This window comes from Marinilabilia rubra (assembly GCF_003121985.1).
Taxonomy (GTDB): Bacteria; Bacteroidota; Bacteroidia; order Bacteroidales; family Marinilabiliaceae; genus Marinilabilia; species Marinilabilia rubra.
In genome coordinates this window covers 126,664-152,747 of sequence record NZ_QEWP01000001.1, presented here as the reverse complement: position 1 = coordinate 152,747, position 26,084 = coordinate 126,664, and the positions used below count along the sequence as shown (strand labels likewise).

Genomic DNA, 26,084 nt, shown 5'->3' with positions numbered 1-26,084 from the left:
TTATCTGATTCAAATTTATACCTGATAAGTAGAAGACGCTGTATCTCCTCCTCTTCCTGTCCAGTTGGTATGGAAATATTCGCCACGATCTTTATCAACCCTCTCATAAGTATGGGCCCCAAAATAATCACGCTGAGCCTGAAGCAGATTGGCCGGTAAGTTGGCAGTTCGATATCCGTCGAAGTATGCCAGTGCTGAAGAGAATGCCGGAACAGGTACTCCAATGCGTGCAGCAACAGAAACGACTTTCCGCCATCCCTCTTGGGCAGCCCGGAGCTTATCATGGAAGTAGTCGTCAAGCATCAAATTCTCAAGTTCAGGATTGCTGTCAAAAGCATCTTTTATCTTGCTCAGAAATGCCGAACGAATAATACAACCACCTCTCCACATCAAGGCAATGCCTCCATAATTCAGATTCCAGTTATTCTCTTCGGCTGCCTCTCTCATTAAAACATACCCTTGTGCATACGACACAATTTTAGAAGCAAACAATGCATCATGAATGGCATTGACAAACTCCTCTTTCTCTTCATCAAGGTGTTCCACACGGGATTTAATAATACCTGCAGCCCTTTCGCGCTCCTCTTTTTGTGAGGAAAGAATCCTTGAATAAACGGCTTCCCCTATCAAGGTAAGAGGCACACCTACTTCAAGCGATGAAATGGCCGTCCATTTTCCGGTTCCTTTCTGCCCGGCTGCATCTAGTATTTTTTCCAGTAAAGGTTCTCCATTTTCATCGCGAAAGCCCATAATGTCACGGGTTATCTCAATGAGGTAACTGTCAAGATCGCCCTGGTTCCAAAGGTCGAAAATATCATGCATCTCATCGTGCGAGAGTTTCAGGTAGTCGCGCATGAGATGATAAGCCTCGCTGATAAGCTGCATATCTCCGTATTCAATGCCGTTGTGAACCATTTTCACAAAGTGACCGGCTCCATCTTCACCAACCCAGTCACAGCATGGTGACCCATCTTCAACTTTCGCAGCGATGCTTTGAAAGATGTCTTTCACCAGTGGCCATGCCTTGAGGGAACCCCCAGGCATCATTGAGGGCCCTTTTAAAGCCCCTTCTTCTCCTCCTGAAACACCTGTCCCAATATAAAGCAGACCTTTACTTTCAACATATTTGGTTCTGCGGATGGTATCCGGAAAATGGCTGTTTCCGCCGTCTATAATGACATCACCGGGTTCCAGCAGAGGAATGAGCTTTTCGATAAAGTCATCCACGGGTTGCCCGGCTTTCACCAACATCATTATCTTACGGGGCCGTTCAATATTCTCTACCAATTCCTCAAGCGAATGAGTACCAATAAATTTCTTGCCTTTGCCTCGCCCATTTACGAATTTATCCACTTTCTCAACACTCCGGTTGAAAACTGCCACAGTAAATCCGTGACTTTCCATATTTAAAACCAGGTTCTCCCCCATTACGGCGAGACCAATGAGTCCAATGTCCGCTTTTTGTGCCATAGTTATATAAATAGATCGTTTGATTTTAGTTTTACAGATACTTCCCAAAACGGGTGAGAACAGCCTCCAAAATCCAAATTTGATGTCATTCTGAGCTTGTCAAAGCGTCTGCTGGTTTAACAACCAGATGTTTCGGCAACGCTCTAGATGACAAGGTTTTTGAGTTTTACACCCCAGGGACAACTTCATCCTTTTCTTCCGTTTGTCACCCTGAAATTTGGAATCCCAATAGTTGCAGAGCATTTTTTAAAGTTTCATGTTCTTTTGTAACTTTTACCTGCCAGGCTGGAAATTCACGCCTAACCGGATAATTGCCCCTAAGAGATTCAAAATGCTGAGGGGATTCACGCAATCGTTGTGAATCTTTGGTGACATCGTATGTGGAAACAACGAGTTTAGCCAGCTCAAGGTTCAATCGGTCATTGACTTCTTTGACGGTCAGGGTCATATCATCAAAAACCGGCAACTCACTAGCAGACCAGTCATCTATCCCAAGCCCAAACTGCTGGCTCATAAAACGAACAGCGGCTGTTGTGCCGTTGGCTTTTCCATCCACAGAGTAACCTGCAATATGAGGGGTCCCAATCATTAATCGTTCCTGAAGTTCCAACGAGATATCAGGCTCATGTTCCCATACATCCAATACAGCATGTTTTATTAACTCAGAACTAAGCCCCTTCATCAGCACGCGTTCTTCAACCACTTCGCCTCTTGATGAATTAATCAAAACGCTTCCACGTTTCATCATCATAAGGGTCGTGTCGTTGAGCAAATACCAGGTGGGATATTTGCCCTCCCGCGTCAGAGGTACATGAAAGGTGACCACATCTGACATTTGCAGCAATACATTGAGATCTACGTTCTCGAAGTCAGGCTCCTTTTCGTTCCTGGGAGGATCATTCATCAAAACACGCATACCAAAAGCTTCTCCTGCTTTTGCCACCTTACTGCCAACATTTCCAACACCAACGATGCCCAGAGTCTTTCCTCTTAAAGGGAAATAATTCATCTCCAGGGCGGAAAATACAGAGGCAATATATTGCTTTACTGAACCGGAATTACAACCCGGAGCATTGGTCCATGCTATGTTATTAGCTTCAAGCCAGGGAATATCCAGATGATCTGTTCCAATGGTTGCCGATACAACCGCTTTGACTTTACTGTGCTTCAACAACTCTTCATTCACCTTAGTCCGGGTTCTCACAATCAATCCATCTGCATTGTTTAAATCTTCGGGACCTATGGATGCTCCAGGAATGTACACCACGTCAGCGAAAGGCTCAAGCGCTCCTTTCAAAAACGGAATTTTGTCATCTGCAATTATCAACATACTTATATGGGGATTGTCGTTTTCAAACCCCCAAATTAACAATAAAATATCAAACTACTATAAACCCCCAACTTCTAAAAGGATACTTTTCAACGGCAACCAAAATTATGGAACACAAAGACAACCCCTTCATCTAAATGCTTGATTTTCGGAAATCATCCGGTAAACGCTAAAAGAGCTACGAAACATTTATCAATAATGGCAAAATTAATTTGTGTTTTTTATAAAAAACACCTTAATCCTTTGGTCCTAAAAGCAATAGTTACTATTTATTTTTCCCACCTAAAAATTTAACTACTTTTGCATTTGAAAAATATGAATGAGTCTTTACTAAGAAAATTTTCTGGTTTAATTATATTTGCAGTTCGAACAAAAAAAGAACAGACCAGAACACATAGAATACAAACAAACAAATCAACAATACTATGAGCACAGACATTGCAAAAAGAGCCGCAGACAACATACGCGTTCTTTCGGCTGCTATGGTTGAAAAAGCCAAATCAGGTCACCCGGGAGGAGCCATGGGAGGAGCCGATTATATTCACATCCTTTTCTCTGAATATATGGATTTCGATCCGCAGGACAGAGAGTGGGCGCTCCGTGATCGCTTTTTCCTGGATCCAGGCCACATGTCCCCAATGCTTTATTCACAATTGGCCCTAACAGGCGCCTATTCAATGGAAGATCTGGCAAACTTCCGCCAGTGGGGAAGCCCAACCCCGGGACACCCCGAAGTCGACTTTGAGCGCGGTGTGGAAAACACCTCAGGTCCACTGGGGCAAGGACACACCATGGCAGTGGGTGCAGCTATTGCAGAGCGCTTTTTAGCCCAGAAATTTGGCTTGTGGAGTGCTCATAACATCTACACCTTTATTTCTGATGGTGGTATTCAAGAAGAGATCTCTCAGGGAGCCGGACGTTTAGCCGGTTATCTTGGACTTGGAAATCTGGTAATGTTTTACGATTCAAACGACATCCAGCTTTCCACTGAGACCAGTGCTGTTTCCATCGAAGACACCGCAATGAAATACGAAGCATGGGGATGGGCCGTTAAAACTATTGACGGACACGATCATGCCCAGATTCGGGAAGCTCTTGAAGAGTCTAAGAAAATCACCGATAAGCCTTACCTGATCATCGGTAAAACCGTTATGGGAAAAGGTGCTTTAACTGAAGATGGTGAATCATTCGAGCGCAAGGTTTCAACCCACGGTCAACCTTTGGGTGCTGCAGGTGCTTCGTTCCGCAAAACCATTGAAAACCTGGGCGGAGATCCGGAACAACCTTTCGCTGTCTTCCCCGACGTTGCAGAGTATTACAACAAATTGATGGAAGAAAAATCGATTCAGGCTGAACGAAAAAAGGCAGAACAGGAAACCTGGGAAAAAGCCCATCCTGAACTTGCCGCACAGTTCCATCAATTCTTCTCGAAAGAAGCGCCTGAAATTGATTATGCAGCTATTGAACAAAAAGCAGACATAGCCTCAAGAGGTGCATCAGGAGCGGTACTTGCACATTTTGCCGATCATGTAGAGAACATGATTGTAATGTCAGCAGACCTTAGTAATTCTGACAAGACTGACGGGTTCCTCAAGAAAACGCAGCCCATGGTTAAAGGAGACTACTCCGGCCAATTTGTTCACACAGGTGTTTCTGAGCTGACAATGGGTGCATTGGCTAACGGTATGGCATTGCACGGGGGTATAATACCCGTTTGTGGAACCTTCTTTGTATTCTCAGACTACATGAAGCCAGCTGCTCGGTTAGCAGCCCTCATGGAACTACCTGTAAAATATGTATGGACGCACGATGCATTCCGTGTAGGTGAAGACGGCCCAACGCACCAGCCTGTTGAGCAGGAAGCTCAGATCAGACTTATGGAGAAACTTAAAAATCACCATGGCGAAAACAGCATGTTGGTAATGCGTCCTGCCGATGCCAACGAATCAACCGTTGCCTGGCAAATGGCCATGGAAAATACCTCCACGCCTTCTGCTCTGATTCTTTCAAGACAAAACATTCCGAATCTTCCGGGAAGTACCTACGAAAAAGCACTCAACGCCAAAAAAGGTGCTTACATCGTAGAAAAAGATGAGGGCAAACTTGATCTTGTGATGGTAGGAAACGGATCTGAAGTTTCTACTTTGGTTGCGGGTGCAGAAATGCTCCGTAAAGAAAAAGGCTTGAAAGTCCAGGTGGTTTCAGCCATTTCTGAAGGTCTTTTCCGCAATCAGCCTAAAGAATATCAGGAGGAACTACTTCCTGAAGGAACAACAAGATATGGTCTGACTGCAGGATTGCCAACGACGATTGAAGGACTGACCGGTCCAAACGGATTGGCCAACGGATTAGACCATTTCGGTTATTCTGCTCCCTACAAAGTGCTGGATGAAAAATTTGGTTTTACAGGAGAAGCAGTATACAATGCCGTTTGCAAATTCATGGATTTGTAACACCGGAAGATTCCATTTTAGATATATGCCTCCTCAGTTTTTGGGGAGGCTTTTTTATGCTTACAAACCAGCAATCTTTACGTTGGATCGTTAAGCTACTTTAACCAAACTATTGTATTTTTGTATCATGCTCGAAAAATCGCAATACATACAGGCAGGCATTGTAGCCAAACCACATGGTATCTCGGGAGAAACAGCTGTGCGTCTTTCTCCCGAAATTGACCTGAAAGAAACTCAACCAACTTTTATTTTTATTGAAATAGACAATGGCCTGGTACCTTTCAGAGTCTCCGGCCTCAGATATAAATCGGATGATGTAATTCTGGTAAAGCTGCCTCTTCTGGCTTCTGAAGAAAAAATCCGGAAAGTAATGGATTTCAGGGTCTACCTTGATCCTCAAGACGTCGCCAGCCCAGGAGCTGACTTTTCCAATCTAAATTCCTTCAATGAATTTGAGGTTATCGATGCGACCGCAGGATCTATTGGCCACATTTCGGGTATTCAGGACATCTCAGCGAATCCACTTTTTATTATTGAAGGACCACAAGGAGAAGTTCTAATTCCTGTTGCCGAAGACTTTATTGTGAATATAGACGATGACAACCAGATTATTGAAATGAATATTCCGGAAGGATTGCTGGGTTTAAACAGTCCGGATTAAAGAATTAACATGATAGATTAAAGCAGATATTATCTGTGAAAACCAGATTCATCTACTTTCTATTATGCATGAACTTTTTTAAAACACTCATAGGCTGAAGAATAATTCAAAAAGAACATTTCTCAAAACCAGATATCGCGTCCCTCCATTCACCCGGCAAAACAAAGGAGGTCCCGGTACTTCTTCTAAATCCTGCCATTACAGACTCACAAGTGGATAGAGGTTGATCAGATCCTTTTTCTACAAGCCATTGCACCATTTTCAGGCTTTTGTTACCCAGAGCGTAAATATGGGTTAAAACCTCAATGGACTGACCAAGAAATATCTGCCCTAAAAAGTCGGTTTTAGTACTCACCACCACCAGTTGGTCGTCAAGAGAAGTATCACCGGGCAACCACCCAAGCACCTCACTCAGATAATACATCCTACCCAGGTCGTAATACTCATTGTATACACCATTATTTACATGCCCAAATCCATCCACATCACTGAACCGCATCTGAACAGGTAATTTATGCTTGAAATCTGTTCTTGTCATATTAGAATTACCTTTCTCCTTAGTTTGGATTTAATTCTTTTCGGGACTATTCCCTGATAACCTCAACCTGTCCATCCACGTCCAGTTTTATGATACCTGATGGAGCCGCATTACCCGGTTCTTCCTGACGAAAATCCACAACATAATCGACACCATTAAGAATTTCCTCATTTATCTGGCTAAAGCTCCGGGGAGCCTTTTCCCCGCTGATATTTGCTGAAGTCGAAACAACAGGTCGACGAAAACGCTGGCAAAGCGATCTTGAGAAGTCCTCTTTGGTTACCCGGATCCCAATACTTCCATCCTCTGCATAAACATTTTCAGCAAGATTTTTCCCCTGAGGATAGATAATAGTAATCGGTTTATCTGATAACTCGATAAGATCATAAGCCATCTCAGGAACTTCCCGTACATAAGAGTTCAAGCGAACCTCATTTTCAATAAGCACTAAAAGCCCTTTTCTTTCTGCCCGTTTTTTCAGGTCATAGACTTTCTTTACAGCTTCTGCATTCGTGGCATCACACCCAATCCCCCAAATAGTATCCGTGGGGTAAAGAATCAATCCTCCATTTTGAAGCACTTCAACGGCCTTTTTCAATTGTTCGCGGAAGTCCATTTTCTCTCTTTTTATTGGTTTACTCACAAATATAAAATGAATTTTAGTCAATCTAATTTCTGATGGTCTCAAATAAACAAAAAGGCCGAAACAAAATTAATTGCTCCGGCCTTTTTATATTTTTCAAATACTACTTTATTCCTTACACAGCTACACTAAAGTCACGCAATGCATCATTCAGTGAAGTCTTTTTATCGGTAGATTCCTTACGCTGACCAATAATTAATGCAGCAGGCACCTGATATTCCCCTGCGGGAAATTTCTTAGTATAGCTTCCGGGAATTACCACTGAACGAGGAGGCACATAACCTTTGTATTCCTTAGGCTCAGAACCACTCACATCAATAATCTTGGTAGATCCTGTCAGTACCACGTTGGCACCCAGAACGGCCTCTTTACCTACACGGCAACCCTCAACAACGATACAACGTGATCCGATAAAGGCATTTTCCTCAATAATAACCGGTGCTGCCTGAATAGGCTCCAAAACCCCACCAATGCCAACACCACCACTCAGGTGAACGCCTTTGCCAACCTGTGCACAGCTCCCAACGGTAGCCCAGGTGTCAACCATGGTACCAGACTCAACATATGCTCCAATATTGACATAAGAAGGCATCATTACCACGCCTTTCTCAACAAAAGAACCATAACGGGCCACTGCATGCGGAACAACGCGCACCCCTTTTTCAGCATATCCGCCTTTCAGGGCTATTTTATCGTGCCATTCGAATGGACCAACTTTAATGGTTTCCATTTTTTGAAGAGGGAAATATAAAATTACTGCTTTCTTTACCCACTCATTAACTTTCCAGTCATCTCCATCTGGTTCGGCCACACGCAATTCCCCCTTGTCCAACAGGGAAACCACCTCGTTTACTGCGTCCTGTGTTTCTTTGTTTTCCAATTGAGCCCGATCATCCCAGGCTTTTTCGATAATTGCTTTCAAATTTTCACTCATAGGTACAGTTTTTGTTTTAAACCGTAAAGATATAGGTTTAAAATGAGATAGACCAAATTTTAAGTTCCCCTGACAAACCTTAACAACATGTAATTCTTTGCATTATATCATGATACAAAAAAACATAACTTTTTGGGCCATCCTCTTTGTACCTCTAATTCTGATTGCCCAGGAGAACGAAAAAGCTAAAATTTCAGGGATTGTTTTCAATCAGGAGACCCAAAAGCCTCTGGGATATGTGCAGCTGGTAAGTTATGAAACCATGCTTTCTTATGCTTCAGCTTCCGACGGAACGTTTCTTTTATCTCTGCCCAAGAGTGACTCCATCAAAATTGTCTCCATGGGATTTGAAGGGATGGTAAAAAAAGTTAGTCAGTTTTTGGAAACACCCGGCCCCGATACCATTTATCTGGAACCTGCGACATATCTGCTAAATGAAGTCACGGTCAATGCAAAAGAGAACGTAATCAACCTGAACCTGCCCGGAAACATTGGAAAAAATGTTGATCCTGCGCAAGAGCCCAGAGCTTCTATCCCCGATCCCTCATTGGGAATGATTTTTTCTCCATTATCATTAGCCCAGTCCACTTTTAGCAAAAAGGCCAGGAATCAAAGAAAAATGAGAAAAGTAATTCAAAAGCGTCAGGAAAAATCCCTATGGCATCAGGTTCTTTCATCCGGTTTAATAAAAGATTGGATTGAAATTGATGACAAAGACATGGATGATTTTACTGTTTTCTGTAATTCAAAAATAACGGTTACTAATAATGATAATTTGATCACCTTAAGAGGGAAAGTTCTTCATCTCTGGAAGCAATATAAAAACAAGAAAGATTGAAAAAACATTTGCCGACGAATCGGCATACAAATCCCGGAATATTTTGAAAACGGATATTTATTACTTCTAAAAGGAATATCTATTCATAATTTCTCACCTCAAAATTCACAAACAACTGTCTAACTAAACTTTAACAACCATGCCTATCTAAAACTGATTCATTCACTCATAATCATTATCATAATCAAAAAACACTTTTTTACGAACTTCGAAAAACACCTTAAACCCTCACAAACAAATCCCTCCCATTTACAATTAGTTGCAAAGAACAAAAAGCGCAAAACTTTTTCACCCTCATAAATGTTCAAATTAATTGATCATTAAGACTAAGATTTCATCAGTCAAAATGGGAGCAAAATCATGAATTTGCAATAAAAATTCATTTTTTTGTTACAAAATGCTTGGACGTATTGTCAAAATATTTACATTTGCAAAGAACAAATGAATTTAAACTTAGATATGAACTTTTTTCTATCACTCATTCTCGTCAATATTATTATTCTCGTGGGACAACCAGGCAGAAGTGAGAATGGTGTATAGCTAAATAAAGCACAAAATTAAAAACCCCTCTCACTTCTGCGTGAGAGGGGTTTTTAATTTAAAACAGAAATTAATAGAATAATGAAGCGACCATTAAGAAGTAATACTACCACCCAGGGCAGAAGAATGGCGGGAGCCAGAAGCTTGTGGCGAGCCAATGGAATGAAAGACGAACAAATGGGCAAACCACTGGTAGCCATCGTTAACTCTTTTACTCAGTTTGTTCCCGGACACGTTCACCTGCACCACATCGGACAGGAAATAAAGCAGATTGTGGAAAAGCAGGGTTGTTTCGCTGCCGAATTCAACACAATTGCAGTAGATGACGGAATCGCCATGGGGCACGATGGGATGCTTTATTCATTACCTTCAAGAGACCTCATCGCCGACAGCGTAGAATACATGGTCAATGCGCACCGCGCTGATGCAATGATATGCATCAGCAATTGTGACAAAATCACTCCGGGAATGCTGATGGCATCAATGCGACTGAATATCCCCACCATATTTGTTTCAGGAGGCCCCATGGAGGCAGGAAACAATAACGGAAAAGCTCTTGATTTAATAGATGCCATGGTAATGGCTGCTGATGATAATGTTGCTGATGAAGATGTTTTGGCGGTTGAACAAAATGCTTGTCCCACATGTGGCTCGTGCAGCGGAATGTTTACAGCCAATTCGATGAACTGCTTAAATGAGGCTATTGGATTGGCACTTCCCGGCAACGGAACAATTGTAGCCACACATGCCAATCGCAAAAAATTGTTTGATGAGGCCGCTTCTAAAATTGTAGATCTTGCTTACCGTCATTATCGCGATGGCGATGATTCTGTTTTACCCAGGTCCATTGCATCAAAAGCAGCATTCATGAATGCGATGACTTTGGATATTGCCATGGGAGGCTCCACCAATACAGTTCTTCACCTGCTTGCAATAGCCCATGAGGCCGGTGTTGATTTCACCATGGAAGACATTGATCAATTATCCAGAAAAACACCTGTGCTATCAAAAGTTGCCCCAAACAGCGATTATCACATTCAGGACGTAAATCGGGCAGGTGGCATATTAGGTATTCTGGCCGAGTTAAGTCGCAAAAATCTTATAGACACCTCCGTGGGACGTGTTGATTCATCCTCCCTGGCTGAAGCTTTGAAGGAGCACGACTTAGTAGGAAAAGAGGTTTCAGAAAAAGCTAAAGAAAAATATAAAAGTGCCCCGGCAGGATTTCGAAATCTGGTATTGGGATCACAGAATGCTGTTTATGAAGAATTTGACCTTGACCGCAAACAAGGCTGCATTCGGAATGTGGAACATGCCTACTCGCAGGATGGAGGGCTAGCCGTTTTATTCGGCAACATCGCCAAAAAAGGTTGTATCGTAAAAACAGCAGGCGTGGATGAATCCATCCTCCATTTCGAAGGCACAGCCAAAGTATACGAATCACAAGACAGTGCCTGCGATGGCATTTTAGCCGGAGAAGTAAAGGCCAATGATGTTGTTATTATAAAATATGAGGGTCCCAAAGGAGGACCGGGAATGCAGGAAATGCTGTATCCCACCTCTTATATAAAATCCAGGCATCTGGGTAAAGAGTGTGCCCTCATTACTGATGGTCGTTTTTCAGGCGGAACATCAGGGCTATCTATCGGACATGTTTCTCCTGAAGCTGCAGCAGGAGGGGAAATTGCTCTAATTCAAACAGGAGATAAAATTATCATCGACATCCCGGGCCGAAGCATAAATGTGGATATTACCGATGAAGAAATGGAAGAAAGACGTAAAAAGGAGCAATCTAAAGGTGATAGCGCTTTTAAACCAGGACCAAGAGAAAGGCAGGTATCGAAAGCACTGAAGGCTTATGCCTCAATGGTGTCATCGGCCGACAAGGGAGCAGTTAGAATGATTTAACCGGTTACAGACCAATGCCAACCATTAATATCCTTGTCCTAATACTTGACAAATCTTGGTTTCTGGCATAATCTTGTAACCCCACTATAAAAGGAGAGCAGGTTTTTGTAGTGTCGCATCAAGCATAAAATATCGCACCAAGGATGACTGTTTTCAGTTTTTACGTCATTTTATACATGACACGACACTAGTTTATTTTTCTCAAACGCAACCATAGACATTATGGAACCACAATCACAATTACTGATGAAGGAAAAAACCACAGAGACTACGAGGATGAGCGGTTCAGAAGCAGTAATGCAATCTCTGCTCAAGGAAGATACCTCAATCATTTTCGGGTATCCCGGAGGGGCGATTATGCCAATTTACGACGCCCTGTATAACTATCATGATCAGATTCACCATGTACTTACCCGCCACGAGCAGGGTGCTGTACATGCTGCACAGGGTTACGCCCGTGTTACCGGTAAAGTAGGTGTTTGTTTTGCTACCTCGGGCCCGGGGGCAACCAATACCATTACCGGTCTGGCCGATGCCATGATGGATTCTACGCCACTTGTTGTAATAACAGGGCAGGTGGTGTCGTCATTATTGGGAACCGATGCTTTTCAGGAAACAGACGTAGTGGGCGTAACACAACCCGTTACCAAATGGAATTACCAGGTGCGCAAAGCAGAGGACATTCCTGCAGCTCTTGCCAGAGCATTCTTTATTGCCCGATCCGGACGCCCCGGCCCGGTGGTAGTTGACATTACCAAAGATGCTCAAATCAAAGAGTTGGATTACTCCTATGAACCGGTAACCGGAATTCGCAGCTACAAACCGGAAAGCCCCATCGATTTCCATCAAATTGATGAAGCAGCTCATTTAATCAACCTGGCCCAAAAGCCATTGATTTTGGTAGGGCAGGGAGTCGTTTTAGGCAATGCCGAGAATGAATTGATGGAATTTATTGAGAAAACAGGCATGCCTGCTGCATGGACAGTTCTTGGATTATCTGCCATGCCAACAGAGCATCCTCTAAATGTGGGAATGCTGGGGATGCACGGAAATTACGGACCCAATATAAAAACCAATGAGGCAGATCTGATCATTGCCATCGGGATGAGATTCGATGACCGTGTAACCGGCGATCTCAGCAAATATGCCACCAATGCTAAGGTAATCCATATGGAAATAGATCCGGCTGAGATAAACAAAAATGTTCATGCGGATGTTCCTGTTCTTGGGAACGTTAAGAAAACACTTCCCGTGTTAACGGAGAAAGTTTCTCAAAACGAACACAAAGAATGGCTGGCAGAATTTAAAGCCTGTGATCGCATAGAATATGACCGGATCATCGAAAAAGAAGTTAACCCAATCGATAAAGGGATGACCATGGGAGAAGTAATCTCCAGGGTATCATCAGCATTCAATGACGATGCGGTTATGGTTACGGATGTGGGGCAACATCAGATGATGGGTGCTCGTTATTTCCGATTTAAGCAAACAAGAAGTGTGGTTACTTCCGGAGGGCTTGGAACAATGGGTTTTGGTCTTCCTGCAGCAATGGGGGCCAAACTGGGAACCCCCGATCGCCCCGTTTGTGTTTTCGTGGGTGATGGCGGGTTTCAAATGACAATCCAGGAGCTGGGAACTATTTTCCAGACCAAAATACCTGTTAAGATTGTACTTTTGAACAACAATTTTCTGGGAATGGTTCGTCAGTGGCAGGAGCTTTTCTTTGACAAAAGATATGCATCTACAGAATTGATCAATCCGGACTTTCAGACCATTGCCAAAGGATACCATGTACCATCAGTAAAAATTACCGAGCATGACGATTTAGATGGAGCCATTAAGCAGATGGTTGATTCAGAAGGTCCCTTCCTGATGGAAGTAGTAGTTGAAAAAGAAGGAAATGTATTCCCTATGGTTCCTGCAGGAGCCTCAGTCTCCGATATTCGACTGGAATAGCACAGCAGCCGGGACACAGGCCATAATAGCAGTGTTCCCTTTTTAATTCAGGGAAAAGTTCATTAAAAAACGAGTAAAATGCAAGCACCAGATAAAGAAGAGTTCACACTCTCGGTATATTCAGAAAACCACGTTGGCCTACTCAACCAGATAACAACTGTATTCACGCGTCGTCACATCAATATTGAAAGCCTGACAACATCCGAATCAGCAATTTCGGGAATTCATAAATTTACGATTGTCGTTTATGCCACAGCCAACCATATTGAAAAGCTGGCGAAGCAGATTGAAAAACGCATCGATGTTTTGAAGGTCTTTGTGTTCAGGGCTGATGAGATTATTCACCAGGAAGTAGCACTTTATAAAGTCTCGACAGGTTCGCTCCTGGGAGGCAATGAAATTGAAAAATTGGTGCGTCAGTATGGCGCCCGCATACTGGAGATTACACCTGAATTCACCGTAATTGAGAAAACAGGTCACAAAAGTGAGACCCAGGAGTTGTTTGAAAAGCTCGATCCTTACGGCGTATCTCAATTTGTCAGATCAGGCCGTATTGCTATAACAAAAAATAAGAAAGAACTTCTTGAGACTTATCTGAAGAAGTTGGAAAAAGATCAAACTCAATTAAACTAAAAACAGTTAACAACAGATTAATCATGGCAAAAATCAACTTTGGAGGAACCGAAGAAAATGTGGTAACCCGTGAGGAGTTTCCATTGAAGAAAGCACAGGACGTTTTAAAAGAAGAAACCATTGCTGTTATCGGTTATGGTGTTCAGGGCCCCGGCCAGGCACTCAACCTTAAAGACAACGGCTTCAACGTAATCGTTGGGCAGCGAGAGAATTCAAAAAGCTGGGACAAAGCTGTTGCTGATGGTTGGAAACCCGGAAAAACCCTCTTCCCCATCGAAGAAGCTCTGGACAAAGGTACCATTATTCAGTACCTCCTTTCAGATGCAGGTCAGATTGCCGTATGGCCAACCGTTGAAAAATACCTGAAACCCGGAAAAGCACTCTATTTCTCACATGGATTCGGCGTAACTTACAAAGAACGCACAGGAATAATTCCGCCCAAAGATGTTGACGTAATTCTCGTTGCCCCTAAAGGATCGGGAACCAGTCTGAGAAGAATGTTTCTTGAAGGTCGTGGTTTGAACTCAAGTTATGCCATCTTCCAGGATGCAACCGGCAAAGCATTCGACCGTGTTGTTGCCTTAGGAATCGGTGTTGGTAGTGGATACCTTTTCGAAACTACTTTCCAAAAAGAAGTATTCAGTGACCTTACCGGCGAGCGTGGATCATTGATGGGAGCCATCCAGGGAATTTTTGCAGCTCAGTACGAAGTGTTGCGTTCCAATGGGCACTCTCCTTCTGAAGCCTTCAACGAAACTGTTGAGGAGTTGACACAAAGTCTGATGCCTCTGGTTGCTGAAAACGGAATGGACTGGATGTATGCCAACTGTTCCACAACAGCTCAACGCGGTGCACTCGACTGGTGGAAAAAATTCCGTGACGCTTCTCTCCCGGTATTCAAAGACCTTTACAGTGAAGTAGCCAAAGGGAACGAGGCGCAACGTTCAATCGATGCAAACAGTCAAAGCGATTACCGCGTGAAGCTCGAAGAGGAACTCAAAGAATTGCGCGAATCTGAAATGTGGAATGCAGGAGCTGCCGTACGCCAGTTGCGTCCGGAAAATCAGAAAAAATAATAAAACTTAGCCCGCGCTGCATTAATATCGCGGGCTTTGTTTCTTTTTTCTGGTTTCAAAACTTTAGATATTATATAGCAACAATGGCTCCGGGAGCTTTCCCGGAGTTCATTAATGCTCAAAAAAACCGGAAATCTCCGGACTGAAAAAAAATAATACCATGAGTAATAAAGTCTATATTTTCGACACCACTTTGCGGGATGGCGAACAAGTCCCGGGTTGCCAGTTGAATACCATCGAGAAAATCGAGGTAGCCAAGCAACTGGAAAAACTCGGCGTGGACATTATCGAAGCCGGATTTCCGGTCTCCAGTCCGGGAGACTTCAATTCGGTGGTGGAAATATCCAAAGCCGTTAGTAATCCCACTATTTGTGCCTTGACGCGTGCCGTCAAGAAGGACATTGAAGTGGCTGCAGATGCTTTAAAATTTGCCAAAAGAGGGAGAATCCACACTGGCATAGGAACTTCCTTTTATCACATCAACTACAAACTGAATTCCAATCCGGAGGAAATCATCAAAAGGGCTGTGGAAGCTGTTAAATATGCCCGAAATTTCGTTGACGATGTGGAATTTTATGCAGAAGATGCAGGCCGCACAGATAATGAATACCTGGCCCGGGTTGTGGAAGCAGTTATTGCAGCAGGAGCTACAACCATTAACATCCCTGACACCACAGGTTATTGTCTCCCCCATGAATACGGAGAAAAAATTGCCTACCTCATGAACAATGTCCCTAATGTGGACAAAGCCATCCTTTCAACCCACTGTCACAACGACCTGGGAATGGCTACAGCCAATTCCATATCAGGCGTACTAAATGGCGCCCGTCAGGTGGAAGTTACTGTTAACGGAATTGGCGAACGTGCCGGAAATACTTCTCTGGAAGAAGTAGCTATGGCCATTAAGAGCCATAAAGATCTGGACCTTGAAACAGGCATCAACAGCCAGGAAATCATCAAAAGCAGTCGCCTGGTATCCACACTGATGCGCATGCCTGTTCAGCCCAATAAAGCCATTGTTGGCCGTAACGCATTTGCACACTCTTCCGGTATTCACCAGGACGGTGTCTTGAAAAACCGTGAGAATTACGAAATCATTGACCCGGCTGAAGTAGGCGTCAAAGAGTCTTCTATCGTTCTTACTGCCAGAAGTGGTCGCGCAGCACTTAAACACAGACTTCAGGTATTGGGTTACGATTTTGAGCCCGCGGAGTTGGACGAAGTTTATCAACGATTCCTTGATCTGGCTGATAAGAAGAAAGACATCACTGATGAGGATTTACAAATCCTTGCAGGCCGCGGTCAGGAGCAAAAAAACAAACCATTACAGCTTGAACTGCTTCAGGTAATTTGTGGAAAATCAACCGTTCCAACAGCTACCGTTCAGGTTAGTTTCAATGGTGATGTCTTCACCGAAACAGCTGCCGGTAATGGCCCTATTGATGCTGCATTCACTGCTGTGAAAGCCCTGGTTAAGCGTCGTGTAAGGTTGGAGGAATTCCTCATTCAGGCTATTACCCGCGGAAGTGACGACCTTGGAAAAGTTCACGTTCAAGTTGAACATCAGGGACAAACCTACTATGGATTTGCCGCCCACACCGATATCATAACAGCTTCCGTGGAAGCATTTTTGGATGCGGTAGGCAAAATTGCCTGATTCAAAACATCTAAGCAGCCCATTGAGGCTGCTCATTAGAAAGAAATAGTAACCTATTAAAACAATAGTACCTTGGCAGGAAAAACTTTATTTGAAAAGATATGGGACAAGCACGTGGTGACCAAAGTCGATGGCGGTCCCAGTGTATTGTACATCGATCGTCACTTTGTACATGAAGTGACCAGTCCCCAGGCTTTTGCCGGATTAAAAGACCGTGGTATCAAAGTAAGACGCCCCGAAAAAACCATTGCTACGGCTGACCACAACATCCCAACAATGGGACAGGATCAGCCAATTCGTGATGAGTTGAGCCGTTTTCAGGTAAACAAGCTGGCTCAAAATTGTGAAGAGTTTGGAGTGAATCTTTACGGACTGAATCATAAATGGAATGGTATCGTTCACGTAATAGGGCCGGAACTGGGAATTACCAAACCCGGCATGACAATCGTTTGTGGTGACAGTCACACCTCAACGCACGGAGCTTTCGGAAGTATCGCTTTCGGCATAGGCACAAGTGAAGTGGAGATGGTATTGGCTACCCAGACTCTGCTTCAGAATAAGCCAAAAACAATGCGTATCAACATTGAAGGCGAACTGGATAAAGGAGTTGTTTCAAAAGACATTGTGCTTTACATCATTTCTCAAATTGGGACAGGCGGGGCTACTGGATACTTTGTAGAGTTTGCCGGGTCTGCAATCCGCAGCCTTTCAATGGAAGCACGGATGACCATTTGTAACATGAGTATAGAAATGGGTGCCCGCGGGGGTATGATTGCTCCCGACGAAACTACATTTGAATACATCAAAGGCCGCGAGTTCGCGCCACAGGGAGCTGAGTGGGAAAAAGCAGTTGAAGAGTGGCGCCAGCTTCCTACCGATGATGATGCAGTATTTGATAAAGAGCTGACCTACAAAGCTTCTGACATTGAGCCAATGATCACTTATGGTACCAACCCAGGTATGGGAATTGGCATAAGCAAATCGATACCTAAGCTTGAAGAGGTTGAAAAATCAACTCAACCAACTTTCAAGAAATCTATGGAGTATATGGATTTTCAAGCTGGTGATCCCTTAATCGGCAAGAAAGTGGATTATGTGTTTGTGGGAAGCTGTACCAACGGCCGTATCGAAGACCTTCGTGCTTTTGCCGAATTCATAAAAGGCAAGAAAAAAGCGGACAATATTACTGCGTGGATTGTTCCAGGTAGTCATAAAGTTGAAGAACAGGCCGAAAAAGAAGGCATCAGACAAATTCTTGAAGAAGCCGGGTTTGAAATGCGTCAACCGGGGTGTTCTGCATGTCTGGCCATGAATGATGATAAAATTCCTGAAGGCAATTATGCAGTATCCACATCAAACAGAAACTTTGAAGGACGTCAGGGACCAGGAGCCCGCACAATGCTGGCCAGTCCTTTAACTGCAGCCGCCGCTGCCGTTACAGGGAAAATCACAGACCCGCGTGACTTCTTGTAATTGAGGCATTTCCAAAAGCCCAATTACAACCACAAACATTTGAACAATTGATCTTTAAGAGAAATTAATTATGCCTATAGATAAATTTGTAAAACTGGAATCGACCTGTGTGCCATTGCCCATCGAAAATGTGGACACTGACCAGATAATCCCGGCACGATTCCTGAAAGCCACTACCAGAGAAGGTTTTGGTGATAATTTGTTTGCCGACTGGCGATACGACAAAGACGGAAACCCGAAAAAAGACTTTGTGCTAAACGACCCAACTTACTCGGGCAAAGTACTCGTTGCCGGACAAAACATTGGAAGCGGATCCAGTCGCGAACATGCTGCCTGGGCCATCACTGGCTATGGCTTCAAAGCTGTTGTGTCAAGTTTTTTCGCTGATATTTTCAAAAACAACTCACTCAACAACGGATTATTGCCGGTCCAGGTTTCCAAAGAATTTTTGGAGCAATTGTTTCAGGCAATTGAGAAAGATCCGGCCACAAAAATTGAAATTGATCTGGAAAACCAGAAGATTTCACTTCTGCCTGAAGGGCCTTCAGAGTCTTTTGAGATCAATCCGTATAAAAAGAAATGTTTGCTCAATGGCTTTGACGACATCGATTACTTGCTGAACATCAGTGAGGAAATCACAAAATGGGAAGAAGCCCACAGCTAAAACTAAAGTAATAGAACCTGAGATATTAACCTACCCTCGGTCAAAAAGGCCGGGGGTAATGAATTTGAGCCTATGAGAACCATAGAAGTGATGGATACCACCCTGAGGGATGGAGAACAAACAACGGGTGTTTCATTCAATGATGCCGAAAAACTGGCTATTGCCCGCTTGTTGTTGGAGGAAGTGAAGGTCAATCGTATTGAAGTGGCCTCGGCAAGGGTTTCAGAAGGTGAATTAAAAGCTGTAAAACGTCTTACCAAGTGGGCTGAGCAACACAATTGTCTGGAAAGAATTGAAGTTTTGGGCTTTGTTGACGGGACTGTTTCTCTCGAATGGATTGAGGATGCCGGAGCAAAAGTCATTAACCTTCTCACAAAAGGATCGCTAAAGCACCTTACTGGTCAGTTAAGAAAAACCAAAGAAGAACACCTTTCAGACATAAAGGGCGTTATCGCTGAAGCAGAAAAGAGGGGTATTGCCGTTAATGTGTATCTTGAAGACTGGTCGAATGGCATGTTGAGTTCTCCTGAGTATGTTGAATACATGGTTGACGGGCTCTCAAAAACATCAGTAAGTCGCATAATGTTGCCCGATACATTGGGAATTTTAAATCCAGATCAGACTTATGAGTTTTGCAAGTCCATGACCAGTAAATTTCCTGATGTGCATTTTGATTTTCATGCACACAATGATTATGACTTGTCAGTGGCCAATGTGTACTTTGCCCTTAAAGCGGGAATAAAAGGCATCCACACTACCGTAAACGGGCTTGGTGAACGTGCAGGAAATGCACCCCTGGCTAGTATCATTGGGGTAATGAACGATCACCTAAAGGTGGAAAGCACAATCAATGAAAGTAAGTTGACCAAAATCTCAAGTATGGTTGAAACTTTCTCAGGAGAACGTATTCCAGCCAACAAACCTCTGACCGGAGAAAACGTATTTACTCAGTGTAGTGGAGTGCATGCAGATGGTGACAGTAAAGACAACCTCTACTTCAACACACTCCTCCCTGAAAGATTTGGAAGGGTGAGACGTTATGCACTTGGCAAAACTTCAGGCAAAGCCAACATCAAAAAAAATCTGGAAGACCTTGGTATTGAATTGGGACCCGAGGACATGAAAAAAGTAACCAAGCGGGTTATTGAACTGGGCGATAAAAAAGAAAATGTCACTCCCGAGGATTTACCATATATTATCTCAGATGTTTTAAAAACTGAGAAAATCAACAAGCGGATTAAGCTTAAAAACTACCACCTATCTCTGGTCCAAGGCCTTAGCCCACTGGCCACTGTTAGTCTTCAAATCAACAAAGAGACATTTAACGAAACCTCAGTTGGTGACGGACAGTACGATGCTTTCATGAAAGCACTTTGGAAAATATACGATAAACTGGGAAAAACGCATCCCGTGCTTTCAGACTACTGGGTATCCATTCCTCCCGGAGGAAAAACAGATGCATTGGTAGAAACTGTTATCACCTGGGAATACAAAGGCCAGGAGTTTAAAACCAGAGGACTGGATGCAGACCAAACCGAAGCTGCCATCAAGGGCACTTTGAAAATGCTGAATATTATTGAAAATAAAGAAAACGGGGTAATTCTGAAAGCACAATAATCCACGTTTTTTAGTACAATAGATCGTTAGACTTTTAGATATAAGATTTAAGACAAATCATATAGTATTAATAATCTGTGCTTTAAGACGAAAACTCATTTACTTGCAAACAATTGAACTTTAGGCTATTATAAAAGATTAACGGAGTATTGTTAGTATTCACAGTTTAATAAAAAAATAATCAAACATCTCAACTCGCAAAGATTTGAGGGACAATAATCATTCATCACATGAAGTTAAACATTGCAGTATTGCCCGGCGACGGAATCGGGCCGGAAATTGTTGAGCAGGCAAAGAAAGCACTTGATGCTGTATTTGCCAAAAAAGGTCATGAGGCTGTTTACACTGAAGCTCTGGTAGGAGCTACAGCCATCGACAAAACCGGGAATCCGTATCCCGACGAAACGCATGAGCTGTGTATGAAATCTGACGCCGTTCTTTTCGGTGCCATTGGTGATCCTAAATACGACAATGACCCAAAAGCAAAGGTTAGACCTGAGCAGGGCCTGTTGGCTATGCGCAAGAAACTGGGTCTGTATGCTAATATTCGTCCTGTAGCAACATTTCCTTCTTTAATCCATAAATCTCCACTGCGGGCTGACTTGGTCGAAGGCGCAGATTTTGTAGCTATTCGCGAGCTTACCGGCGGCATCTATTTTGGGCGTCCGCAGGGGCGTTCCGAAGATGGTCTAACTGCATATGACACCAGCGTTTACTCAACTGAGGAAATCGACCGTATTACCCGCCTGGCATTCGATTTTGCCATGAAAAGGCGTAAGAAGCTTACTGTGGTAGATAAAGCAAATGTACTGGCCACTTCCAGACTATGGCGCGAAACGGTACAAGCCATTGCACCGGATTATCCGGAGGTGGAGGTAGAATACATGTTCGTCGATAACGCTGCCATGCAGCTTATCCAGTGGCCAAAACGATTTGATGTAATGGTTACTGAAAACATGTTTGGTGACATCCTTACTGACGAGGCCAGTGTAATTACCGGGTCGCTGGGTCTTTTACCATCAGCATCAATGGGCTTGCATACCTCAGTATTTGAACCTATTCACGGATCGTATCCTCAGGCTGCAGGGAAGAACATTGCCAATCCTCTGGCTACTATACTTTCAGCTGCATTAATGCTTGAATCAGCATTTAACCTGAAAGATGAAGCTGTGATAATAAGAAAAGCGGTAGATGCTTCTCTGAACGAAGGGAAAGTTACCGAAGATATAGACAAAGAGAATCCGCTTTCAACATCGGAAGTTGGTGACTGGATTGCAGAGTATATTTCAAAAATGTAACCAGGAATCACATTCGGTTACCCCATTTAGGCCGTTGTCGCAAGACACCGGCTTTTTTTTAAGACTATCGTAAAGAAATCCTCATTCCCCCAATTCGGACAAAATAAAAAAATAACTTTATCTTTGATTGCTAATAAATGAATATCTGTTTTTGGCTTAGCGCCAAAAAAACTTTAAACGTGAACTAGAGCAACATTTTCTGATGAGACAACTGAATTACATTATCTCAATTTTATTATTCTTTGTTTTGTTGACAGGCTGTCATCAAAATAAATATCAAATAAAAGGCAACATTAAAAATGCGGAGGGAAAAACACTGATCCTTGAAAAGATGCAGCTTGATCGCAACCTTATCATTGACAGTGTAAAACTTAATGAAGCAGGTTCTTTTGCATTCAGAGGAGAGCGGCTTAGTGTTCCAACCTTTTTCAAATTAAAGTTATCCCCAAAAAATTTCGTCACGCTACTGCTGGACAGCACCGAACATGTTTCTGTAACGGCAGATGGCCAAAACCTGGAAGACACTTACCGCATTGAAGGCTCAATTGAATCGAAAAAGGTTCAGATTCTGAATCAAAGACTCAAAAACTTACGTGAGTCGGTTGACAGCTTGTTGGCTTTGTATGAATCTCTGCCTGAGAATGGAAGTACTTCACAGAAAACAAAAATAGGACAGGAATTAAGCACAGAATTGGAAGAACATAAAAACTTTGTGGGTTCTTTTGTTATGGACAACCCCAGGTCCTTTGCCAGTTATTATGCACTATTCCAGAGATTGAGCGACAACACAATGGTGCTCAATGTTATGGACAAAAAAGAGCAGGTATATTTTGCAACCATTGCCACAAGTCTGAACCTTTTATATCCCGAATCGCCTCGAGTAAAACAATTGTACAATTACGTTTTGAGCGCAAAAGCCCAGGAACGGGCCCAAAAAATAACAGAGAAACTTCAGGAGGAAGCAGAAGAAACCATCCCTGAAATCAAAGAGAAAAATGTAAAGGGTAAAGAAATAGCCCTTTCTTCCCTGGAAGGAAAAGTAGTGTTACTTTCATTCTGGGCATCTTGGAATGAAGCTTCACGCAGAGCCAATGACCACCTGAAAAAGGTGTATAACCAATACAACGATCAGGGATTTGAAGTCTACCAGGTTTCACTTGACCGAAGCAAGGTTCTTTGGGAAAATGCCATCATTAAGGATGAATTGCCATGGATCAATGTCAGTGACCTCCGGTATACAGACTCTTACCCTGCCCGCATGTACAACATCAAGCAGCTTCCGGCCAATTACCTTATCAGCAGAGATGGAGAAATAATAGGAAAGAACCTTTTTGGAGATATGCTGGAAGAAAAAGTGAAAGAGGCCTTATAAGCTTCTGGTTAATAATCGCCCAATTTAGTCAAAAGATACAGGCCTTGTCAGAATAATTCTGACAAGGCTTTCTTATTTCTTAAAAGTTTTAATTTGCAATAAATGGGGTTGCTATATCTCCACTTTACTTTCCCTTCAAAAGGCTTAAAAGAGCAAAATTTAAAATCAGACTTTTTGACCCCATTCCTCGACTGATCAACAATCATCTACATATCTGCAATATTTTGGTGAATCAAATTAAAAACAGATATATTTGTCCGCTGAAAACAAAAAAGGAAATTTCCGGATTTGGATAATAGAAAGAAAATATATTTTGCCTCAGACGCGCACCTTGGGGCACCAACAATCAACAACCACCGTGCCCACGAGAAAAAGCTGGTGGATTGGCTTGACAGCATCAAAGATGACGCACGTGAGGTTTATCTTATGGGTGACATCTTCGATTTTTGGTTCGAGTACAAGCATGTTATTCCCAAGGGGCATACCCGCTTTTTAGGGAAGTTATGCGAACTTACCGACAAAGGAATTCCTGTCCATTTCTTCACCGGAAATCACGACATTTGGATATTTGATTATCTTCCGGCCGAAACAGGAGTCATCGTTCATACTGAGCCTTTTCTGACCGAAATTGACGGAAAAAAATTCTTTCTGGCCCACGGAGATGGTATCACGCCATATGAAAAGGCCTACAGAAAACTCAAATCAGTATTCACAAATAAAATTGCCCAAAAGCTTTTTAAATGGTTACATCCTGACCTGGGCGTAGCTTTGGCACGTTTTTGGTCAAGAAAAAGCAGAGAAAGTAATCAAGGCAGCGAACCGGCTACTTTCCAGGGAGAGGAAGACGAATGGCTTGTGAAATTTGCCAAAGAAAAAATAAAAACGCAACATTACGATTTTTTCATATTCGGACACAGACATGTCGTTATCGACCTGAACATCAGCAACACCAGCCGTCTGGTTTATCTTGGCGACTGGGTACACCACTTCTCGTATGGGGAATGGGACGGAGAAAACTTTAGTTTAAAATACTTCCAGGAATAATAAAACCAACCATTACAGCACTTTCATGATTACCAGTAAATTATACTCAGTCATAAGAGGATCCGGCAGCTATATACCATCTGTAGCAGTTCCAAATAAGCAATTTGCCGACCGCTTATTTATGAACGAAGACGGTACAAAAATTGAAACGCCCGGAGAGGAGATAGTAGAGAAGTTCGAGCAAATTACGGACATCTCAGAACGTCGCCTGGCCGAAGAGAAATATACAACCTCAGACATTGCCACAATGGCATCTGAAGAGGCGTTGAATGATGCGGGTTTTGACCGCGAAACATTGGATTATATCATCATCGCTCACAATCTGGGCGATATAAAAAGTGGCAGTCTCTATCCCGACATTATGCCAACTCTTGCCTCCAGGGTAAAAAAGAAGTTGGGCATAAAAAACCCGAAAACAGTGGCTTATGATATGACCTTCGGTTGCCCGGGATGGACTCAGGCCATGATTCAGGCCAATTATTACCTCCAATCGGGCGATGCCAAACGTGCTCTTGTCATTGGTGCTGACACCCTCAGCCGGGCTATGGATCCTCATGACAGAGACTCCATGATTTTTGCAGATGGTGCGGGAGCAGTTGTTCTTGAGGCAATTGAAAGTGAAACACCTGTCGGAATATTAAGACATGTCACCAGAACAGACACCGAAGAACATCTCGATCTTCTGAAGATGGGGGATTCCTTCAATAAAGAGCTTAAGCAAGACTCTAAATACGTTAAGATGCTCGGCCGAAAAGTCTATAATTACGGCCTCACCTACGTACCACTAGTTGCCCAGGAATGCCTGCAGAAAAATAATCTGGATCTAAAAGATGTAAGTAAAATTCTGATACATCAGGCAAATGCAAAAATGGATGAAGCCATCCTTAAACGCATCTTCAGGTTATACGGCATAAAAGAACCTGATTTCAGCACAATGCCGATGACCATCAAAAAATTGGGAAACAGCAGTGTAGCAACCGTTCCAACATTATACGACCTTGTTGTAAAAAATAAGATGGAAGGTCACTCTCTAAAGTCAGGTGATTATGTTATGATGACTTCTGTAGGCGCCGGAATGAACATCAATGCATTTATGTACAGGATGCAGTGATCATTCTTCCCGAATCATAGCATCTGCCACAACCAGGTCGAATGGTGAAGTAATTTTAATATTCTCCCGGTTACCTTCGACCAGGGTTATGTCATAGCCTGCAGCTTCAACTACAGAGGCATCATCGGTAAAATCAGGGTTGAAGGGCAGGTCGTATGCATTTTTGAGTATCGATGACTTAAAAACCTGAGGTGTTTGAACGGTTCGGTAAGCTGATCTTGGCTTCATCCAACTTCTATCACCTTCCACTTTTCGAATAGATTCCACCACTTCCAGAACAGGAATGGCTGCACCATGGCTCTGTGCAACCAGATAACAGCGCTCAATGGTTTGATTGCTAACAAATGGCCGAACACCATCATGGATACCCACAAGGTCAGAATCTCCGATATGCGCCAATCCATTTTTCACACTGTTGTATCTTGTCGGTCCCCCCTCAACCAGTTTATGCGATAAGAGAAAGTTATGCTTACGACACAGGGCTTTCCAATATGGGAACTGGTCGGATGGCAAAACCAAAACAACGCTGATTGCAGAATCGTAGGAATAAAATTTCTCAATCGTATGCATTAACACCGGCCGCCGGCCAATATTAAGAAATTGTTTGGGAACCTCATGCCCCATTCTGAGGCCTCTCCCTCCTGCCACAATAATAACAGATAATGCTGACATCTTTACTTTGATTGGTTTATTTTTGGAGGGCTGAAAAACGCATTTTTCATTAACTATTAAACCTTTAAATCATCTCAACAAGGACTTAAGCCTAAGGTTATTTCACAATTACTTAAATTTCTTTGCACTTGAATATATGAAAATGGCTAATCAAAAGAACAAAATTCACTTCACCTCCACAATCTCGAAGTATTTC

21 protein-coding genes are annotated in these 26,084 nt (G+C 43.0%); 15 read left to right on the top strand and 6 right to left on the bottom strand.

Annotated elements, in window-relative coordinates:
- Positions 1-15: 15 nt before the first annotated feature.
- Both gnd and DDZ16_RS00715 read right to left on the bottom strand, forming a co-directional pair.
- Positions 16-1,470 carry a decarboxylating NADP(+)-dependent phosphogluconate dehydrogenase gene (gnd, locus tag DDZ16_RS00720; protein ID WP_109262499.1) on the bottom strand — a complete coding sequence of 485 codons (1,455 nt, stop codon included), beginning with the start codon at positions 1,468-1,470 and terminating at the stop codon, positions 16-18.
- 205 nt (positions 1,471-1,675) lie between these two features.
- Positions 1,676-2,800, bottom strand: coding sequence for a 4-phosphoerythronate dehydrogenase (locus tag DDZ16_RS00715; protein ID WP_109262498.1), 1,125 nt, complete (start codon positions 2,798-2,800; stop codon positions 1,676-1,678).
- Positions 2,801-3,225: 425 nt separating this feature from the next.
- Between DDZ16_RS00715 and DDZ16_RS00710 the strand changes: the two genes are divergently transcribed.
- Together DDZ16_RS00710 and DDZ16_RS00705 are read left to right on the top strand one after the other, a co-directional pair.
- Positions 3,226-5,253: a transketolase family protein gene (locus DDZ16_RS00710; RefSeq protein WP_109262497.1), complete on the top strand. Its 2,028-nt coding sequence runs from the start codon at positions 3,226-3,228 to the stop codon at positions 5,251-5,253.
- Between the two features lie 127 nt (positions 5,254-5,380).
- Positions 5,381-5,914: a ribosome maturation factor RimM gene (locus DDZ16_RS00705; protein ID WP_109262496.1), complete on the top strand. Its 534-nt coding sequence runs from the start codon at positions 5,381-5,383 to the stop codon at positions 5,912-5,914.
- A gap of 106 nt (positions 5,915-6,020) precedes the next feature.
- Here DDZ16_RS00705 and DDZ16_RS00700 read toward each other — a convergent pair whose 3' ends face one another.
- The 3 genes from DDZ16_RS00700 to DDZ16_RS00690 form a co-directional block, all read right to left on the bottom strand.
- Positions 6,021-6,452 (bottom strand): acyl-CoA thioesterase, encoded by a 432-nt coding sequence (locus DDZ16_RS00700; RefSeq protein WP_109262495.1) that lies wholly within the window; start codon positions 6,450-6,452, stop codon positions 6,021-6,023.
- 46 nt (positions 6,453-6,498) lie between these two features.
- On the bottom strand, positions 6,499-7,068 hold the full coding sequence (locus DDZ16_RS00695; protein ID WP_109262494.1) for an L-threonylcarbamoyladenylate synthase: 570 nt from the start codon (positions 7,066-7,068) through the stop codon (positions 6,499-6,501).
- A gap of 142 nt (positions 7,069-7,210) precedes the next feature.
- Complete coding sequence (locus DDZ16_RS00690; RefSeq protein WP_109262493.1) at positions 7,211-8,029, bottom strand: 2,3,4,5-tetrahydropyridine-2,6-dicarboxylate N-succinyltransferase; 819 nt, start codon at positions 8,027-8,029, stop codon at positions 7,211-7,213.
- 109 nt (positions 8,030-8,138) lie between these two features.
- On the opposite strand from DDZ16_RS00690, the gene DDZ16_RS00685 reads away from it, so the two are divergent.
- The 13 genes from DDZ16_RS00685 (at position 8,139) to DDZ16_RS00625 (ending at position 25,216) form a co-directional block, all read left to right on the top strand.
- Positions 8,139-8,867 carry a peptidase associated/transthyretin-like domain-containing protein gene (locus DDZ16_RS00685; protein ID WP_109262492.1) on the top strand — a complete coding sequence of 243 codons (729 nt, stop codon included), beginning with the start codon at positions 8,139-8,141 and terminating at the stop codon, positions 8,865-8,867.
- 621 nt (positions 8,868-9,488) lie between these two features.
- Entirely contained in the window at positions 9,489-11,315 is a 1,827-nt protein-coding gene (gene ilvD, locus DDZ16_RS00680; protein ID WP_109262491.1) for a dihydroxy-acid dehydratase, read from the top strand.
- Positions 11,316-11,537: 222 nt separating this feature from the next.
- A complete protein-coding gene (gene ilvB, locus DDZ16_RS00675) occupies positions 11,538-13,271 on the top strand; it encodes a biosynthetic-type acetolactate synthase large subunit (protein ID WP_109262490.1) in 1,734 nt (577 codons plus the stop codon).
- A gap of 78 nt (positions 13,272-13,349) precedes the next feature.
- Entirely contained in the window at positions 13,350-13,904 is a 555-nt protein-coding gene (gene ilvN / locus DDZ16_RS00670) for an acetolactate synthase small subunit (RefSeq protein ID WP_109262489.1), read from the top strand.
- 23 nt (positions 13,905-13,927) lie between these two features.
- Positions 13,928-14,980: a ketol-acid reductoisomerase gene (gene ilvC, locus DDZ16_RS00665; protein ID WP_109262488.1), complete on the top strand. Its 1,053-nt coding sequence runs from the start codon at positions 13,928-13,930 to the stop codon at positions 14,978-14,980.
- 160 nt (positions 14,981-15,140) lie between these two features.
- Positions 15,141-16,637 carry a 2-isopropylmalate synthase gene (locus DDZ16_RS00660; RefSeq protein WP_109262487.1) on the top strand — a complete coding sequence of 499 codons (1,497 nt, stop codon included), beginning with the start codon at positions 15,141-15,143 and terminating at the stop codon, positions 16,635-16,637.
- Between the two features lie 72 nt (positions 16,638-16,709).
- Positions 16,710-18,110, top strand: a complete 1,401-nt coding sequence (leuC, locus tag DDZ16_RS00655; RefSeq protein ID WP_109262486.1) for a 3-isopropylmalate dehydratase large subunit — start codon at positions 16,710-16,712, stop codon at positions 18,108-18,110.
- A gap of 70 nt (positions 18,111-18,180) precedes the next feature.
- Positions 18,181-18,774 (top strand): 3-isopropylmalate dehydratase small subunit, encoded by a 594-nt coding sequence (gene leuD, locus DDZ16_RS00650; protein WP_109262485.1) that lies wholly within the window; start codon positions 18,181-18,183, stop codon positions 18,772-18,774.
- 72 nt (positions 18,775-18,846) lie between these two features.
- Complete coding sequence (locus DDZ16_RS00645) at positions 18,847-20,391, top strand: alpha-isopropylmalate synthase regulatory domain-containing protein (RefSeq protein WP_109262484.1); 1,545 nt, start codon at positions 18,847-18,849, stop codon at positions 20,389-20,391.
- Positions 20,392-20,621: 230 nt separating this feature from the next.
- A complete protein-coding gene (gene leuB, locus DDZ16_RS00640) occupies positions 20,622-21,689 on the top strand; it encodes a 3-isopropylmalate dehydrogenase (RefSeq protein WP_109262483.1) in 1,068 nt (355 codons plus the stop codon).
- A gap of 202 nt (positions 21,690-21,891) precedes the next feature.
- On the top strand, positions 21,892-23,061 hold the full coding sequence (locus tag DDZ16_RS00635) for a TlpA disulfide reductase family protein (RefSeq protein WP_109262482.1): 1,170 nt from the start codon (positions 21,892-21,894) through the stop codon (positions 23,059-23,061).
- A gap of 288 nt (positions 23,062-23,349) precedes the next feature.
- Positions 23,350-24,105 carry a UDP-2,3-diacylglucosamine diphosphatase gene (locus DDZ16_RS00630; RefSeq protein ID WP_109262481.1) on the top strand — a complete coding sequence of 252 codons (756 nt, stop codon included), beginning with the start codon at positions 23,350-23,352 and terminating at the stop codon, positions 24,103-24,105.
- A gap of 25 nt (positions 24,106-24,130) precedes the next feature.
- A complete protein-coding gene (locus tag DDZ16_RS00625) occupies positions 24,131-25,216 on the top strand; it encodes a 3-oxoacyl-ACP synthase III family protein (RefSeq protein WP_109262480.1) in 1,086 nt (361 codons plus the stop codon).
- On the opposite strand, the gene DDZ16_RS00620 is transcribed toward DDZ16_RS00625, so the two are convergent.
- A complete protein-coding gene (locus DDZ16_RS00620; RefSeq protein ID WP_109262479.1) occupies positions 25,217-25,888 on the bottom strand; it encodes a 2-C-methyl-D-erythritol 4-phosphate cytidylyltransferase in 672 nt (223 codons plus the stop codon).
- Positions 25,889-26,084 lie beyond the last annotated feature (196 nt).

What these genes read in the sequence shown, in the direction of transcription:
- DDZ16_RS00645 (WP_109262484.1), top strand. Translation starts at nt 18,847, where the DNA reads ATGAGAACCATAGAAGTGATGGATACCACCCTGAGGGATGGAGAACAA.
- DDZ16_RS00635 (WP_109262482.1), top strand. Translation starts at nt 21,892, where the DNA reads ATGAGACAACTGAATTACATTATCTCAATTTTATTATTCTTTGTTTTG.
- ilvN (WP_109262489.1), top strand. Translation starts at nt 13,350, where the DNA reads ATGCAAGCACCAGATAAAGAAGAGTTCACACTCTCGGTATATTCAGAA.
- DDZ16_RS00620 (WP_109262479.1), bottom strand. Translation starts at nt 25,888, where the DNA reads ATGTCAGCATTATCTGTTATTATTGTGGCAGGAGGGAGAGGCCTCAGA.
- DDZ16_RS00705 (WP_109262496.1), top strand. Translation starts at nt 5,381, where the DNA reads ATGCTCGAAAAATCGCAATACATACAGGCAGGCATTGTAGCCAAACCA.
- DDZ16_RS00685 (WP_109262492.1), top strand. Translation starts at nt 8,139, where the DNA reads ATGATACAAAAAAACATAACTTTTTGGGCCATCCTCTTTGTACCTCTA.
- DDZ16_RS00625 (WP_109262480.1), top strand. Translation starts at nt 24,131, where the DNA reads ATGATTACCAGTAAATTATACTCAGTCATAAGAGGATCCGGCAGCTAT.
- DDZ16_RS00660 (WP_109262487.1), top strand. Translation starts at nt 15,141, where the DNA reads ATGAGTAATAAAGTCTATATTTTCGACACCACTTTGCGGGATGGCGAA.
- leuD (WP_109262485.1), top strand. Translation starts at nt 18,181, where the DNA reads ATGCCTATAGATAAATTTGTAAAACTGGAATCGACCTGTGTGCCATTG.
- ilvD (WP_109262491.1), top strand. Translation starts at nt 9,489, where the DNA reads ATGAAGCGACCATTAAGAAGTAATACTACCACCCAGGGCAGAAGAATG.
- DDZ16_RS00715 (WP_109262498.1), bottom strand. Translation starts at nt 2,800, where the DNA reads ATGTTGATAATTGCAGATGACAAAATTCCGTTTTTGAAAGGAGCGCTT.
- leuB (WP_109262483.1), top strand. Translation starts at nt 20,622, where the DNA reads ATGAAGTTAAACATTGCAGTATTGCCCGGCGACGGAATCGGGCCGGAA.
- DDZ16_RS00690 (WP_109262493.1), bottom strand. Translation starts at nt 8,029, where the DNA reads ATGAGTGAAAATTTGAAAGCAATTATCGAAAAAGCCTGGGATGATCGG.
- ilvC (WP_109262488.1), top strand. Translation starts at nt 13,928, where the DNA reads ATGGCAAAAATCAACTTTGGAGGAACCGAAGAAAATGTGGTAACCCGT.
- DDZ16_RS00710 (WP_109262497.1), top strand. Translation starts at nt 3,226, where the DNA reads ATGAGCACAGACATTGCAAAAAGAGCCGCAGACAACATACGCGTTCTT.
- ilvB (WP_109262490.1), top strand. Translation starts at nt 11,538, where the DNA reads ATGGAACCACAATCACAATTACTGATGAAGGAAAAAACCACAGAGACT.
- gnd (WP_109262499.1), bottom strand. Translation starts at nt 1,470, where the DNA reads ATGGCACAAAAAGCGGACATTGGACTCATTGGTCTCGCCGTAATGGGG.
- DDZ16_RS00700 (WP_109262495.1), bottom strand. Translation starts at nt 6,452, where the DNA reads ATGACAAGAACAGATTTCAAGCATAAATTACCTGTTCAGATGCGGTTC.
- DDZ16_RS00695 (WP_109262494.1), bottom strand. Translation starts at nt 7,068, where the DNA reads ATGGACTTCCGCGAACAATTGAAAAAGGCCGTTGAAGTGCTTCAAAAT.